Origin of the sequence: Bradyrhizobium sp. Rc3b (assembly GCF_900114915.1) — a bacterium.
In the GTDB taxonomy this organism is placed as follows: domain Bacteria; phylum Pseudomonadota; class Alphaproteobacteria; order Rhizobiales; family Xanthobacteraceae; genus Bradyrhizobium.
In genome coordinates this window covers 26994-41692 of the sequence record NZ_FOUS01000018.1, presented here as the reverse complement: position 1 = coordinate 41692, position 14699 = coordinate 26994, and the positions used below count along the sequence as shown (strand labels likewise).

Annotated in this window: 18 protein-coding genes; 8 read left to right on the top strand and 10 right to left on the bottom strand. The window is 63.4% G+C overall.

Annotated features, from left to right (window positions below; all coding sequences use genetic code 11):
• Window positions 1-42 precede the first annotated feature (42 nt).
• The gene (locus tag BM190_RS33075) at window positions 43-528 is read right to left on the bottom strand and encodes a nucleoside deaminase (RefSeq protein ID WP_092261855.1); all 486 of its coding nucleotides are present in this window, start codon (window positions 526-528) and stop codon (window positions 43-45) included.
• A gap of 361 nt (window positions 529-889) precedes the next feature.
• Here BM190_RS33075 and BM190_RS33070 point away from each other — a divergent pair, with 361 nt between their 5' ends.
• Together BM190_RS33070 and BM190_RS33065 are read left to right on the top strand one after the other, a co-directional pair.
• Window positions 890-2149 carry an allantoate amidohydrolase gene (locus BM190_RS33070; RefSeq protein ID WP_092261781.1) on the top strand — a complete coding sequence of 420 codons (1260 nt, stop codon included), beginning with the start codon at window positions 890-892 and terminating at the stop codon, window positions 2147-2149.
• 109 nt (window positions 2150-2258) lie between these two features.
• Window positions 2259-3632 carry a hypothetical protein gene (locus tag BM190_RS33065; RefSeq protein ID WP_092261780.1) on the top strand — a complete coding sequence of 458 codons (1374 nt, stop codon included), beginning with the start codon at window positions 2259-2261 and terminating at the stop codon, window positions 3630-3632.
• A gap of 11 nt (window positions 3633-3643) precedes the next feature.
• Here the strand turns inward: BM190_RS33065 and BM190_RS33060 are convergent, their stop codons facing one another.
• Together BM190_RS33060 and BM190_RS33055 are read right to left on the bottom strand one after the other, a co-directional pair.
• Window positions 3644-4963, bottom strand: a complete 1320-nt coding sequence (locus tag BM190_RS33060; RefSeq protein WP_092261779.1) for a dicarboxylate/amino acid:cation symporter — start codon at window positions 4961-4963, stop codon at window positions 3644-3646.
• A gap of 202 nt (window positions 4964-5165) precedes the next feature.
• Complete coding sequence (locus tag BM190_RS33055) at window positions 5166-5387, bottom strand: hypothetical protein (protein WP_018319158.1); 222 nt, start codon at window positions 5385-5387, stop codon at window positions 5166-5168.
• Between the two features lie 352 nt (window positions 5388-5739).
• On the opposite strand from BM190_RS33055, the gene BM190_RS33050 reads away from it, so the two are divergent.
• Window positions 5740-5922 carry a hypothetical protein gene (locus BM190_RS33050; RefSeq protein ID WP_092261854.1) on the top strand — a complete coding sequence of 61 codons (183 nt, stop codon included), beginning with the start codon at window positions 5740-5742 and terminating at the stop codon, window positions 5920-5922.
• 19 nt (window positions 5923-5941) lie between these two features.
• On the opposite strand, the gene BM190_RS33045 is transcribed toward BM190_RS33050, so the two are convergent.
• The 3 genes from BM190_RS33045 to BM190_RS33035 all read right to left on the bottom strand — a co-directional run bounded on the left by BM190_RS33045 (window position 5942) and on the right by BM190_RS33035 (window position 8638).
• Window positions 5942-7321: a VWA domain-containing protein gene (locus tag BM190_RS33045; RefSeq protein WP_092261853.1), complete on the bottom strand. Its 1380-nt coding sequence runs from the start codon at window positions 7319-7321 to the stop codon at window positions 5942-5944.
• Between the two features lie 5 nt (window positions 7322-7326).
• Window positions 7327-8274, bottom strand: a complete 948-nt coding sequence (locus BM190_RS33040) for an AAA family ATPase (RefSeq protein WP_177237439.1) — start codon at window positions 8272-8274, stop codon at window positions 7327-7329.
• Between the two features lie 163 nt (window positions 8275-8437).
• Window positions 8438-8638, bottom strand: coding sequence for a hypothetical protein (locus tag BM190_RS33035; RefSeq protein WP_018319162.1), 201 nt, complete (start codon window positions 8636-8638; stop codon window positions 8438-8440).
• A gap of 224 nt (window positions 8639-8862) precedes the next feature.
• Between BM190_RS33035 and BM190_RS33030 the strand changes: the two genes are divergently transcribed.
• A complete protein-coding gene (locus tag BM190_RS33030) occupies window positions 8863-9837 on the top strand; it encodes a quinone oxidoreductase family protein (RefSeq protein WP_092261777.1) in 975 nt (324 codons plus the stop codon).
• Window positions 9838-9851: 14 nt separating this feature from the next.
• Here the strand turns inward: BM190_RS33030 and BM190_RS33025 are convergent, their stop codons facing one another.
• Both BM190_RS33025 and BM190_RS33020 read right to left on the bottom strand, forming a co-directional pair.
• Window positions 9852-10127: a hypothetical protein gene (locus BM190_RS33025; RefSeq protein WP_018319164.1), complete on the bottom strand. Its 276-nt coding sequence runs from the start codon at window positions 10125-10127 to the stop codon at window positions 9852-9854.
• Between the two features lie 111 nt (window positions 10128-10238).
• The gene (locus BM190_RS33020; RefSeq protein ID WP_018319165.1) at window positions 10239-10847 is read right to left on the bottom strand and encodes a S24 family peptidase; all 609 of its coding nucleotides are present in this window, start codon (window positions 10845-10847) and stop codon (window positions 10239-10241) included.
• A gap of 164 nt (window positions 10848-11011) precedes the next feature.
• Between BM190_RS33020 and BM190_RS33015 the strand changes: the two genes are divergently transcribed.
• Window positions 11012-11542 (top strand): GcrA family cell cycle regulator, encoded by a 531-nt coding sequence (locus BM190_RS33015; RefSeq protein ID WP_092261776.1) that lies wholly within the window; start codon window positions 11012-11014, stop codon window positions 11540-11542.
• 42 nt (window positions 11543-11584) lie between these two features.
• Window positions 11585-12160, top strand: coding sequence for a hypothetical protein (locus tag BM190_RS33010; RefSeq protein ID WP_018319167.1), 576 nt, complete (start codon window positions 11585-11587; stop codon window positions 12158-12160).
• A 46-nt stretch (window positions 12161-12206) separates the two neighbouring features.
• Here BM190_RS33010 and BM190_RS33005 read toward each other — a convergent pair whose 3' ends face one another.
• Window positions 12207-12563 carry a hypothetical protein gene (locus BM190_RS33005; RefSeq protein WP_018319168.1) on the bottom strand — a complete coding sequence of 119 codons (357 nt, stop codon included), beginning with the start codon at window positions 12561-12563 and terminating at the stop codon, window positions 12207-12209.
• A gap of 594 nt (window positions 12564-13157) precedes the next feature.
• On the opposite strand from BM190_RS33005, the gene BM190_RS33000 reads away from it, so the two are divergent.
• Complete coding sequence (locus BM190_RS33000; RefSeq protein ID WP_028174427.1) at window positions 13158-13343, top strand: hypothetical protein; 186 nt, start codon at window positions 13158-13160, stop codon at window positions 13341-13343.
• A gap of 154 nt (window positions 13344-13497) precedes the next feature.
• Window positions 13498-13839 carry a phasin gene (locus BM190_RS32995; protein ID WP_092261775.1) on the top strand — a complete coding sequence of 114 codons (342 nt, stop codon included), beginning with the start codon at window positions 13498-13500 and terminating at the stop codon, window positions 13837-13839.
• 225 nt (window positions 13840-14064) lie between these two features.
• Here BM190_RS32995 and BM190_RS32990 read toward each other — a convergent pair whose 3' ends face one another.
• On the bottom strand, window positions 14065-14382 hold the full coding sequence (locus tag BM190_RS32990) for a c-type cytochrome (protein WP_092261774.1): 318 nt from the start codon (window positions 14380-14382) through the stop codon (window positions 14065-14067).
• Between the last annotated feature and the right edge of the window lie 317 nt (window positions 14383-14699).

The following is a 14699-nucleotide window of genomic DNA, read 5'->3' as shown; positions in this document are numbered from 1 at the left end:
GGCGCCTTTGCCCACCCTACAGATCCGAACTTGTGGTAACGCTTACTTCGTCCAGACGCCGTCGTGCAGCGCTTCGGCTTCGTCCTCGAGCAGCGGACCAACGACCTCGGTCGGCCGCTGGCCGCTGGCAAAGACCTCGCGGCACGGCAGGTCGAGGGTCGGGTTGTCAGGATGGTTGCCGGTGACGCCGCGCAGGCGATGCTCGCTGAGCCCATAGACGACGCGGCCGATGCCAGCCCAGTAGATCGCGCCGGCGCACATCGCGCAGGGCTCTGCCGAGGAATAGAGCGTCGCGGTCGCCAGCACCTCGCGGCCGAGTGTGCGGCAGGCCTGGGTGGCCGCGAGACGTTCGGCATGCGCGGTGCCGTCTTGATCCGGCATGTAGCCGTTCTCGGTCTCGATCAGCACCCTGCCGTCCGCATCGACGACGATGCAGCCGAACGGGTGGTTGCCATGCGTGAGGGAGCGGCGCGCGACCGCGAAGGACAAACGCAGAAACTGCTCGTCACGCTTCGATGCGCCGGCCATCAATCCTCCGCGGTCAGTGCCCGGCCATGCGCGGCCGATCGCGGCGAGACCGGTTTCGCTGGCCCATCCTTCATACACGAATTCGCCGTGGAACATCTCCACCAGCCGCCCCCGGCTTATTGACGGTATATTCCGGATAAGCGATTGAAAATATTGATTATGCGGGCGGTTCGGGTCCTGTTATTGGGTGAACCGTTGCCGCGCCTGTGCATGACCGGCGCGACGCAGCCTGCCGCGCACGCGCATTCATGCTAACCACGCGGCGGTTGGGACGGGCCGGTGCGTGATTTGCCGCCGACCGTGTACCGATTGTCGCCAGGACAGCCGCTGCCGCGGTCCAGAGAAGAGAAAGCTCGTCGAGATGGGTGCCGCCAACGCCGTTCAAAATGCACCGCTCGGCGAAGAGATCGTGCGTCGGATCAACGATCTGGCTGCGATCTCGGAAGCAGGCGACAACCTCACCCGCATCTATCTCACCAAGGAATTGCGCGAGGCGGCGGACCTCCTGCTGAGCTGGATGCGCGAGGCCGGCATGAGCGCGCGCCTTGACGCGATCGGCAATGTCTGCGGCCGCTACGAAGGCCAGCGGCCCGGCGCGCCCTGCCTGATGCTCGGGTCGCACTACGACACCGTACGCGATGCCGGCAAATGGGACGGGCCGTTGGGGGTGATCACGGCCATCGCCTGCGTTGCCGATCTCAATCGCCGTGGCAAGCGCCTGCCGTTCGCGATCGAGATCGTCGGCTTTGCCGATGAGGAGGGCGTGCGCTTCGCTTCGACCTTGCTCGGCAGCCGTGCCGTGGCCGGCACCTTCGACGAGAGTGTGTTGCACGTGCGCGACCGCGACGGTGTGTCGATGCGCGATGCGCTCGTACAGTTCGGCCTCGATCCCGATCATATCGGAGCAGCCGCGCGGACGCGGCGCGAGCTGCTTGCCTATCTCGAATTGCACATCGAGCAGGGGCCGGTGCTGGAAGCGCAGGACCTGCCTGTCGGTGTCGTCACCGCGATTGCCGGTGCGACGCGGCTTGCCGCGCGGCTGACCGGCATGGCGGGGCACGCCGGTACCGTGCCGATGGCGCTGCGCCGCGATGCGCTCACGGGTGCGGCCGAGTGCATCGGCGCGATCGAGCATTTTTGCCGCACCGACGAGAGCGGCCTTGTCGGCACCGTCGGCTACATCCAGGCGAGGCCCGGCGCCACCAACGTCATTCCGGGCGAGGTGTCGTTCACCATCGACATGCGCGCGCCGACCGATATGCACCGCAAGCGCGCGGTCGCCGATATCGTCCGCCAGATCGAGGCGATCGCCAAGCGCCGGCACCTGGCCCTCCAGCTCGACGTCACCCACGAGAACCGCACCGCGCCTTGCGCGCCGTGGCTCAAGGAGCAGATCGCGCAGGCGATCGGAGCGGAGGGGTTCTCCGTGTTCGAGCTGCCGAGCGGAGCGGGGCATGACGGCATGGCCATGATCGACATCGCCGATGTCGGCATGATCTTCGTCCGCTGCCGCGGCGGCATCAGCCACCACCCGGACGAGCATGTGGAGCTTGCCGACGCCGACGCCGGTGCGCGGGTGCTGCTGCGGGTGATCGAGAATTTCAGGCCGCGGGAAGGCTAGCCCGATCAGGTCGAAGGTGCCTCGCTGGAAGCCGGTACGTCATCTGGAGGAAATACGAATCAGCCATGCTTCGGATGGTGGCCGCACCATCGGAGTGACCTCGCCACATATGAATAGTGATATCTCGTTGCCCTCAGATCGCGGAAACCGATTTTACCAAGGCGTGGCCGCGACCTTTTTCGCCAACGCCCTCCAGGCGGTCAATTTTCTCGGTGATCGATTCCTGAGGAAGTCACACCATTCGTTGTCGGCCATCGAGGACCTTTACCGGCACTCGATGGACAGCGCCTTTTCGGTCACCGAGGCCTTCCTTGTCACGGGCGCGCCGCACGCATCCGCCTATTATCCCCGTGACTTCGCCTGGTTCTATCCTGATGTTCTCGACCCCGAGACGATCATGGATGCGCAGGACGCAGTGCGGCGGGCCCGGCTGCTCGACAAGAGCATCCGTCTGTTGCTGGAGGCGGTTCGCGCCGACGTCGTCACGACCACCATCGTCCCGGCGGGGCGCGGTCGGTACCTCGGCGTGAACTATTTCTCGCAGCCCTCGGATACGCTGCTCGGCATTCTGGCCGGCCTGCAGCAGATGATCTCGGCCGATCAGAGGGCGCCGTCCTATCTGGCGATGTCGCAATGCGCGCATGCCGGCCGCCTGCTGCTGGCAGAATATGGCGGTGATCTGAAGCGTGCGATCCTCCGGCTCGCAAGCGAGCTCGAGCCGTTCGACGATGACGGCACCAGGTATTTGCTGTGTGATGCCCGTGGCCCTCGCTCCGCTGCAACGGATACCCGTGCGGAACGTAGGCGTTTTGTCACCAATGCCTGCGTCTACACGACCTTCGTGTGGAGCGTGCAGCTCGGCATCGTCGACGAGAGCGAGCTGAAGCGGCTGCTCGGACGCGGCCTCGCACAGTACAAGAAAGACCTGCTCCGCCTGTTCGGCAAAGACGGCTACATCAGGCATTCCCTGGATGGTCCGAAGGGCCCGCCGGTGTCCTCGGTTGCGCTGGACTTCGTCGGCGTGCATCGCGGCTTCTGGGACATGACCGATGCCGGCGAGCGTGCACTGTTCGCGGCCACGGCGGATCTGATCATTGCAGAGCCGCGCTTCCGCATACCCTCGACGTTCCACTTCCTGGTGTCCGCGGATAATCCGCGGAACAAGATGATCCACAAGATTGCGGCTCCCGCCTATCAGGGGCGCTCATCCTGGCCGACGTTCAACGTCGAATTCGCGGACCGGATGCTCGACTACGACGAGGTCTCCGGCGGTGATCGCTACCGGGCCTGCGCGCAAGGCATATTGAAGGACATTCGCACCGCGACCGAAGTGCACGGCGGATATCAGGAGCTGATCTCGGAACGGGGGCTGAAGTATCGCACCTGGGCTTACAAGGGCGCCGTGGCCCATTCCTGGTTTCCGCGCTTCCTGTCGGTCTGGAGGAGGGCGTATGGAACGCCGCTCCTGCAATGGAATGACTGACCGCGGGGACGCTATCCCGCCGTCACGTCCACCAGCTCGCCGCCCTCCAGCACCTTGGCCGCCTTGGTGCGATCGAGATCGCCTTCCCAGGCCGCGACCACGACGGTCGCCACGCAATTGCCGACGAGATTGCCGAGCGCGCGGGCCATGCCGATGAACCAGTCGACCGACAACACCAGCACGAGGCCGATTGCAGGAATGCTCGGCACCGCATTGAGCGTCGCGGCCAGGATCACGATGGCCGAACCCGGCACGCCATGCGCGCCCTTCGAGGTGATCAGGGAGACGCCGAGAACCAGCAGGAGATCGCCGAAGGACAGCGGCGTGTTGGTCGCCTGCGCGATGAAGACGACGGCCAGCGTCAGATAGATCGAGAAGGCGTCGAGGTTGAAGGAATAACCGGTCGGGATTACGAGACCGACCACGGAATCCTTCACGCCCATCCGCTCGAGCTTCTTCATGATCTGCGGCAGCACGGCATCGGAGGAGGCGGTCGCGAGCACGATGGTCAACTCTTCGCGCAGGTAGGCGAGGAATTTGAGGATGTTGATCCCGGCGAGCGCCATCACGCCGCCGAGCACGCCCAGCACGAAGATGCCGACCGAGACGTAGAACAGCATCACCAGCGACACGAGCTGCTTCAGCGAGCCGACGCCGTATTTGCCGACGGTGTAGGCGACCGCGCCGAGCACGCCGAGCGGGGCAACGCGGACGATCAGCCCCATGACGCGGAACAGCACGGTGGAAGCCGCATCGATCATGCTGGTGACGAGCTTGCCCTTCTCGCCGCCGACGAGCGCGAGGCCGACGCCGAACAGGACCGCGAAGAACAGCACCTGGAGCACGTCGTTGCGCGATAGCGCATCGAAGGAGGTGGTCGGGATCACGTTCATCAGAAAGGCGCCGATGCCGCCGCCGGACAGCTTGTGGGCATTGTCGGCATAGGTGTTGAGCGCTTTGGCATCCAGCGTCGAGGGATCGATGTTCATGCCGTGGCCGGGGCCGAAGAGATAAGCGAGCAACAGGCCGACGACGAGCGCGACGGTCGTCATGATCTCGAAATAGACCAGCGCCTTGACGCCGACCCGGCCGACCTTCTTGAGGTCGCCGGCGCCGGCAATGCCGTGCACGACGACGCAGAACACGATCGGCGCCACGATCATCGAGATCAGCTTCAGGAAAGCGTCGCTGAGGAGCTTGAGCCCGATCGCGAAATCCGGGACGGCCATGCCCAGGATGACGCCAAGCACCAGCGCTGCCAGGACCTGCACGAACAGCGAGGCGTAGAGCGGCTTCGGCTCGGCGGCGGGTGCCGCGGTGATGGTCGACATGGTGGATTCCCCCGGTTTGACGCGACGTGGACGTCAAACAGGAGCAACAACCGTGCCAGATTGTCGCGGGGGATCCGGAAAGCGACGCAGGACGTCGCTCTGATATTGCGGGAGCGACGCAACGCTTCTTGCGTCGTCTGCTGCGTCGGGAGCGCGGGACCCGCGGTCAGCCGTTATGCCTTCGCCAAAACGAAAGGCATCGTCATGCCGCAAGATCCAGCAGCCGGCATGATCCGCGCACGAGCGCCTTGCGTCCGGTGGGCGTCATCACGGGTACGCCGTCATTGACGACAACGAGGCCGAACTTGACCAGACTTTCGATAAGATAGGCCTTGGAGAGGCGACCGCCCGACACGGGGTTGCGAAGTGTGCGCAGAGCTTCCCACTGGTCCGGCGAAAGATCGAAGTCGACGTCGTTGCTCATGTTGCCTCAAGCGATAGTACCATTCGCGCGCCTCTGTTAGCGGCGCTGCATGAAGACCATGCGACGACAATGAGTCGGGAATTCGGTGCGCAGTTTAGAACCTCTCTTCACGAATTGCCGCACTTCATTGCGCCACAAGAGTAAAGATCGTTCGACCGCGAATATCGTCCCGAGCTTCGATCACATATTGATGATTTTGGATTGATGTTGCACCGCAAGTTACCGCGGTGCACGGGAAGCGCTGCTGTCCCATTCTGCGTCGCAATATGCACAGAAATCGTGAGGCGAAAGGTTGAGGACTCTGTTACGGTGATTCCCGGGGAATGACTTCACGCTGCCAGGAGTGGAGTGCATGAACAGGCTGGTCGAAATTCGCAGTCAGGAATCCCTGTGCCGGGAGCGTGCCGCGCTCGATTTCAATCGCCGGGTTTTTTGGCTCGCGCAAGCCGAGGAATGGGAGCAGCGCGCGCTCGACGAAATTGCCTATCACTTCCGGGAGTGTAACGTCGGCCAAGTGGAGCTTGCGCGGATCTGACGTTAGCCGCGGGCAAAACCTACTGATAAGTCGCCACGATATCTGACACCGCGCGCTCGAGCTGCTGAGCGGTGGCGCATTGGCGCACGACCGTACAGAAGGTCGCATAGCGCGGCATCTCGGAATCACCAAAGCCCCAGGCGAGCCGTCCTTCGGGATTGAGCCAGACCAGCCGCTTCGAGCGTTCGGAGATGCGGCGCAGGATGTCGGCACGCGGGTCGAGATTGTTGCTGCGGGCGTCGCCGAGCACGATCACCGTGGTTTGCGGCGTCAGCGTGCCCATGAAGTCCTTTTCGAAATCGACCAGCGAAGAGCCGTAATCGGACGAGCCGAAGCCGACCTTGGACATGATCTCGGCCATCGCCTCTCCCGGCGATTTCTTTTCCAGGATCTCGCTGACCTCGATCATGTGCGAGGAGAAGGCGAAGGAGCGGACGTCGTCGACCACCTCGTGCAGCGAGTGGATCAGCAGCAGGAAGAAATCGGAGACTTGCGCGACCGAGCCGGAGACGTCGCATAGTGCCACGATCTTCGGCCGGTCACGATGCTTGCGCTTCCATGCGGTGAGGAAGGGCACGCCGCCCCACGCCGCATTGCGGCGCAGTGTGCGGCGGACGTCGAGATGACCGCGGCGCTGACGCTTGCGCGGCTTCGAATAGCGCTCGCGCAGGCGGCGCGCGATCTGGCGGATGAGGGCGCGCATCTCCGCGACCTGGCGCCGCTCGATGCGGGCGAGCGGCGCGTTGCGCAGGATCTCGTTGCGGAGATTCTCGGCCTCCTCGCGGGCGTAGAGTGCAAGCCCCTGCGAGACGGTGTCGCGCACGGCTTCGCGCAAGGCGTCGAGCGCGGCGCGCAGACGTTCGGCCAGTGCCGGGTTGCTCGCAGTCAGCGCGTCGAGATCATCGCGCAGGCGCTGGAGGCCCATGGCGTCGAGGATGCGGCTGGAAAAGATCCCGCGCTGGGTGGAATAGCGGATGTCCGACAGGGAGGCGGCGCCGGACGCGCCGGCGATGGCGGCTGCGATCGCATTGCGGTCCTGCGACAGCAGCATCTGCGCCAGCGGACCCAAGCCCTCGGGAGGCTGTCCCTCGCCCGCTTCGCTGGCCGAGCTGGAGGAGGGCGACTGATCTACGTCCTGCGAGGCGCTCTCCTCGCTGTTGGCTTCGGTCTGATCCTGTCGCGGCTCCGGCTGGCTGAAGAACAGATCAAAGCAGTCGCCGAGCGCGAGCTTCTCGTCCTGCGACTTGGCGAGCGTCAGCAGCAGCGCATCGCGCAGGAGGGCGCGGTCGGAGATGCCGACCTGTGCGACCGCGCGCATCGCATCGATGCTTTCGGCCGGCGAGACGTGAACGCCGACGCCGCGTGCTGCCCGAAAGAAACGATGGAGGTTCTCGCGCATCGGCGTCAACCGAAGACGTTGGACCGGGCCGCCTTGGCAATGAAGGTCGTCACCTGCGGCGATGCGGCCTCGATGTCGGCTTCGTATTTCAGGAGCACGTTGAGCGTGTCCTTGACGATCTCGGTGTCGAGTTCCGTGGCCTGGAGCAGCACCAGCACGCGCGCCCAGTCGATGGTCTCGCTGACCGAGGGCAGCTTTTTCAGATCGAGCGAGCGGATTTCGTGGATAAAGCCGACCATTTGCCGGCGCAGCGCCTGCGCGATGCCGGGCACCCGGCTTTCGACGATACGCTCCTCGAGCCGCTGCTCGGGGAAGCCGATATGCAGATGCAGGCAGCGCCGCTTCAGGGCATCGCCGAGGTCACGCTCGCTGTTGGAGGTGAGGATCACCGTTGGCGGTGTGATCGCCGAGACGGTGCCGAGCTCGGGGATCGTGACCTGGAAATCGGACAGGATCTCCAGCAGCAGGGATTCGAATTCGGCGTCCGACTTGTCGATCTCGTCGATCAGGAGCACGCAGCCGCCCGGCTGCTCCAGCGCCTGCAGCAGGGGGCGCGGCTCGACGAATTCCTTGGAGAAGAACACGTCGCCGAAATCGTGCAACTGGTTGAGCGCGGCGTGCAGCGTCTGCGCGCCGCCGAGGACTTCGCCGAGCTTGTCCTTGAGGATCTGCGTATAGAGAAGCTGTTTTGCGTATTTCCACTCGTAGAGCGCCTTGGCCTCGTCGAGACCCTCGTAGCATTGCAGGCGGATCATCTTCATGCCGCGCCAGGCCGCGATCGCCTTGGCAAGCTCGGTCTTGCCGACGCCCGCGGGGCCCTCGACCAGGATCGGCTTCTCGATCTGCTGCGACAAATAGACGGCGGTCGCGATCTGCCGGCTCGCGATGTAGCCCTGCGCGGCGAGGCCGCTCTCCACTGCCTCGATCGAGGTCGAGGCCTTCTGATCAGCCACGAAAGGGCGCTCCCAAAGGTCTTGCTTGAGGCTTGTTCTGCCTGCGTTCCCGGCAAAGAACAAGCCTCGTTTGGGAGGCATCAGACCCGCACGGACGGCGCTTTTTCCGCTCGACGCAAATACGTGTCGGCGCGGATATTTGCGCGGCCCGCCGTTCGCGCGATCAGTGCCGCAGCAACTCCGGCTTGCGGATCGTCTGTCTGACCTCGGCGCCGCAATCGGCGCATTCATAGACAAAGTCGATCTTGGCGAGGCTCCAATGCGGTTCGACCTCGCGCACATACATCGGCAGGAACCCCATGCACGTCGGGCAATTCACAGGCGCGATTTCGATGTCCTGATGATGCTGTACATAAGCTGGCATCTCGGCTCTCCTTCGCAGGCGACAACCAAACCCCGCGCAGAAGCTACTGCCGGCCGCTCCAGGCGCATCATCAACTCTTTCGAACGGAGATGGAACGGCGGACGTTTCTCGCGCGCTGTGACATTCTTGTTACGTGTCTGTACTGTAACGGGCGGACCGAATGCCTATTTCTGCGGCCAATCCGGTTTTTTCGGCCCTCAACCAACGATAAGGGAGCAACGCCCATGACGCATGCCATTCGTTTTCACAAGACCGGCGGTCCGGAAGTCCTGGTCTGGGAGGAGGTCAGCGTCGGAAAGCCCGGGCCGGGGGAAGCGCGCATCCGCCACACCGCCGTCGGCCTCAATTTCGTCGACATCTACAACCGCTCCGGCTTGTATCCGGCGCAACTGCCGAGCGGGCTTGGCAGCGAGGCGGCCGGAATCGTTGAGGAGGTCGGGTCCGGTGTCACCGATCTGAAGCCGGGCGATCGTGTCGCTTATGGCGCCTCGCCGCTCGGCGCCTACTCCGAGGCGCGGCTGATCCCCGCGGACCGCTTGCTGAAGCTGCCCGATGGCGTCGACGACAAGACCGCGGCGGCGATGATGCTGAAGGGTCTCACCACGCAATATCTGATCCGGCAGACCTACCGGGTGAAGGCCGGCGATACCATCCTGCTGCACGCCGCGGCCGGCGGCGTCGGTCTGATCCTGGGCCAGTGGGCCAAGCACCTCGGCGCGACCGTGATCGGCACCGTCAGCAACGACGAGAAGGCCAAGCTTGCCAAGGCGCATGGCTGCGACCACGTCATCATCTACACCCGCGAGGATTTCGTGAAGCGCGTGGACGAGATCACGGGCGGCAAGAAGGTCCCCGTGGTTTATGACTCCGTCGGCAAGGACACGTTCCTGAAATCGCTGGATTGCCTCGCCCCGCTCGGCGTCGCCGCGCTGTTCGGCCAATCCTCCGGCGCGGTCGAGCCGCTCAATCTCGGTCTGCTGGCCCAGAAAGGCTCGCTCTACGTCACCCGCCCGACGTTGTTCACCTACGCCGCCAAGCGCGAGAACCTCGTGGCGATGGCCGGCGAGCTGTTCGACGTCGTCAAGTCCGGTGCGGTCAAGATCGAGGTGCACCAGACCTATCCGTTGAAGGACGCCGCCAAGGCGCATGCCGATCTCGCCGCACGCAAGACCACGGGATCGACCGTCCTTCTGGTGTAACGTCCGGGCCCGCGTCACGTCCGTTCGTGCTTGCGCAGATCGTGGGCGTGATCGAGGCGAATTGCCTGGAGGTCGACGTCTTCGGGCGGGATCCGGGGCAGGGTGGCCTCTGTCAGGATCGCCTCGGTGACGTCTTCGACTGAACTCCCGGCGATCTCGTGGATGAACGAGACATTCCGGTATTCGCCCGAGGCGATGCGGGAGATGACCTCACGCCTTGTGATTTCGGGGTCGACGACCGCCTCGCGGCCTCGCCGTCCGTAGTCGATCATCACGACGAAATATTGCATCAAATACGACTCTGCCGCGCCTCATTGCGGGCGCGCGGCAGATTATTTCCGAAAAACAGAATCAAGTCAAGAGCGATTTCGAAAAAGCGAAATCGCCGGCCGTGCGAGGCCTTACTTGCCCTTCTTGCGGGGGCGCGCCGACTTGGCGCGCAGTCGCTCGAGCTGGCCCTTGGGCATGGAAAGGCAGATCTCTCCCACCCAATCGAGCTTCACGCCGACGATCGGCTTGGCGTTGAAGCTGGTGAGATTGACGAGGGACGGGCTTTTCCCCCGCTCGATCGTCTTCAAATAGCGTTCGCCGGTCTTGAGCCGGACGACGGCCTCTTCGCCGTAGAAACTCGACAGCGGATGGCGCTGATCCTTGTAGACCACGATCACGTCGCCGCTCTCGTATTTGGGCAGCATCGAATCGCCCACGATCTCGAAGGCGACGGTCTCTTCCATGATCGGGAAGGGCAGCGCGATGTCGCCGAGACCCTCCGGGGGGACCTGCTCGTAATCCGGCTCGATCACGGCGCCGGCACCGACGCGGCCCATGATCGGCGCTAGATTGAGCTCGAGATATTCCATGATCGGAATGATCTCCGAGGCCTTCACCAGGCGTTCGCCGCCGAGGATCTCCGAGACCGCGCCGGGCCGCACGCCCATGGCCGCCGCGAGGCCGCCCTTGCTCTTGCCCGTCTTCTCCAGGCCCCGCTCGATCATTGCAACGTCCAACATGGTGATTCCCTCGATTACCCATCGTCTCGCTCTTGTAATCCGAAATTCGGAATTATTGCAATTATGAATATCAGAATTATCGCTTGACTTTGGCTTCGGAATACCGGAATGTCCGTTTCGCCCCCGGTCGTGCGATCGGAGGAGGCGCATCACAGGACAGCAGCATGGAACCGGGCCATTGGCCGTCGGAGCACTCCGACGCGCTTCGCGACTATTTTCTCAAAGGCATGTCTTATGCGGAGATCGGAAGGCAGATTAACGCAAGGTTTGGAACGGCTTACACGCGCAATGCGGTGATCGGCCGCGCCAAGCGGCTCGGGCTCGTCATACCGGAATGGATCGTGAGCCCATCGGTCGCGCCATATTTGCCCGGTGAAGCTCCGGTTTCGCCGCGCCGCGCGGTGCTACCGAATCTGAGCGTGCCGCCGAAGTCCGCAGTGAAGCCTGCGGTGCAGGTGAAGCTGCGCTGCGTCGGCGTTCAGCCGCGCCTGATCCAACTGGTGGACCTCGATCCGGCCGACTGCCGCTATCCCTATGGCGGCGACAAGGACGGGGAGGAGATCGGCTTCTGCGGCCATCCGCGCCAGCCGGGCTCCAGCTATTGCGCGCCGCATGCGGGCCTGACGCGTCGCTCCAGGGCGGCGTCCGCCCGTGTCCCCGGTCCCGTCGTGCTGAAGCTGGTCTTCGCGGCCTGAACTCTCACCCGTTCCATCGTCAATTTCGCAAGGAGTATCCGAGTGGCTCGTGCACGACGCAATAAGTCCTACAAATTGGCGCAGATCTACGACCGGCGGTCCCGCGATGTGCCGTTCAATGCCGAAGTGGCGGAGGTCGAGGTCGACAATCCGCTGGCGCTCGATGCCGGTGAGAAGATCGTGGCGATCCGGTCGATCCGCGGCGATCCGCTGGGACGGCTGCACGCACACCACCAGATCGACGAGGCGCAATATCTCGGCGGGCGCGCCTTCCAGAACGATTGGGAGAAAGCGGAGCGGGGCCCTCAGGCGATGGACCCGACCCGCGAATATGTCGATGGCGCGCGCACGCGCGAGCCGGTGACCGAGAGCCAGCGCCAGGCGGTGCTGCGGCTGAACCAGGTCGAGCGCGAACTCGGGACCGATGGCGCTGCGCTGGTGCACGACGTGCTGGTGCTGGGCCTGACCATGGATCAGATCGGGCAGCGTCGCGCCGTCCGTACGCAGCGCTGGAACGACTATTTCGCGCGACGCTTTCGCGAGTGCCTGGACCGGCTGGCACTAATCTACGGCTTTGCGACGGAAACTGGGAAACAGCAGGCAGGGCGGCGCAGATGACGATGGCATGCCCGCGGTTTTGGCCGCGGGCGTGCCGGTCTGCCGCTCACGGATGCGGTACGATCTGGTAGGGTGTCGTATAGGGCTCGACGCGGAGCGAGGCGTTCGCCAAAAGCCCGATCCTGGCGGTCGGTGCCTGCTGCAATTCGCCGTTCGGGCCGCGATGCACGTTATATTGCCAGACCGTGAGATCGCCCTTCTGCGCCAGCGCGTGCGCAACCGCGCTCGCATCATTGCCGCCGAGCGCCTGAAGCTCCTCCGCCGACAACCCGACCACGATTTCGTCCTTGACGGTGACGATCTTGAACAGGTTCATCTTGGTCTCCTGCGCCCATGCGCCTTGTATCGAGAGGGTGAAAAGCGCGACCGCGGCGCCCTTGATGAGATCGCAGCGAGAAAGCATGCCGTCGTCCTTTGGTGCTGAGGCGCGCCCGAATCGAAGAGTTTTCAGCCATGGCGCCCGTTGTCTGCGTGGCCGTGTCGCAACGGCTTGGTCGTTCGTTCATGGACAACGGTTCACGCGGAAACATATCCGGCTTGCGAGATCGATCGTTATTTCGCCGTTAATACAACCGCCGAGGCCGCACTCAACAATTACGTGTAGGCGCTGAGAAGCTCATTCGCAGCCGAATGTCCGTCATCTCGGAAACAAGCGGAAACGTTGTGCCGATTGATGGCGATCAAGGCTGTGTGTGTGATTGATGACGCTTCTTGACGCAGGTGGGTGACTGCGGTCGATATACCTGTTATCCGGAATTGCCGTGGTGCGATGCAGACGAAGCATCGCTATAGCTACTGTTGGGCTTGCCGGACGGGTTGTTCCTTGACATAATTGCAACCAGCCGGTTGAGCTAGTCGTTTGGACATGTCGTTCGGCGTGCCAACCTGCCGGGGCCACCCGGCCGAGAGTTCGTCGCCATAGGTCCGGTTATGGCGTCTTGTTATGGCGTTCGGTTCTTGAGCGGGTCACGAAGCCGATGCTTGTCATGGGTGCGAGATGAAAAACCTCAATTTCGCGGCTGAACTGCACCTCAAGCTCGGCGCGCCCGCGAGCGGTACGGTCGAAAGCCTGCGCCTGCTCCGCGCGTTCCTGAAGCTCGCGCCACGACAGCGTTTCGAGGTCATCAAGCTGGTCGAAGACCTCGCCACCGAAGAGGTTCTGCCCGAGCACCCCTTGTCCTGAGCCCGGCCACGCGCCGGCCTTACGCCGTCTCTTTCATTTTCCCGTTCGTTTTCCCGCCGGAGCCGGACTGCCGGCGACGTTTCCACGCGGCTGGCCGCTGGAAGGCGATCCGGCAAGTGTGGTATTCAATTGGGAAAACGGGAGGAGTGCGACCATGATCGAACCGAAGCTCGAAGTTCCGGCCGAACTGCGCGACCTGGCCGAGAAGACAATTGATCAGGCGGAGAAAGCATTCGGCATGTTTTTCGACGCCGCCACCAAATCGATGTCGTCCGTTCCAGGACCGGGGACGGAGGTGTCGAAGCAGGCGCTGGTTTTCACTGAGCAGAACATGAAGTCGGCCTTCGAGCATGCGCGCAAGCTGGTTCATGCCACCGACCTTCAGGAAGCGATGCGAATCCAGTCCGATTTCCTGCGTAGCCAGTTCACCAGCGCCGGAGATCACATGCGCCAGATGACCGGCAGTCTCATGCAACCGGGCAAGGGGAAGTCCTGATTCTCTGAGTGCGCACCGCAGGTCGATGACAGGCCACCGAACGACCACATTCGTCGTCCGTCATCCCTTCTGCTGATCCCTGCCGGTCCTCCGGCAGGGATTTGCATTTGCGGCAGCGTCGTGCCCGGCGCGCGACCAATGCGCGATGCGATCAGGATGTATCGCCATCGCGCTGTTCAAGCTGATCTTTTCGGAAAACCGCTGCGCACTTTTCCGGATGACGCTTTAGCGCAGCGATGCGATGTAGGCCGCGATGTCGCCGGCTTCGGTTCGGCTCAGGGGAAAATTCGGCATCTTCGGATGCGGATCAAGCAGGAAGAAGGCGAGCCTCTCCGGACTGAAGTCCGGCCTGCGCGCGACGGAGATAAAGGAGGGGACGTCGGCGCTCGCCTGGGTCTGGCCGTTCGCGACGACATGGCAGCTTGCGCACCAGCGCTTGGCGAGGTCGGCACCATGACCGGCGTCGGCCGCGAAAGCGGACGACGTGCCGAAGCTCGAGGTCACGGCAAGCAGCAGGCAAATTCGTCTTAAATGCTGGTGCATAGGGCAACCTTCATGCATTGATTGGCGGCCACCATGCTTATCCGCAGCACGATCCCGGAAATTGCGAGAGATCAATGCGGGCGATGATCGACCGCAGCAGCTTGCAGACCGAACGATAGAAATGCCGTACGAAAGCCGGCATCCTCGCCGCGGGCAGGCCAAGATCTTTCGTAACGAGACTTCTCGTACCGAGACTTCTCGTATCGAGACCTTTCGTATCAAGACTTTCGATATAGTGCGACACGTGTCTCTCCGAGGCCGTATCGCCCTTTTATCCCGGCGCCTCGGAGCCGCCTTGATCTGTCGCAAAGCGTTCC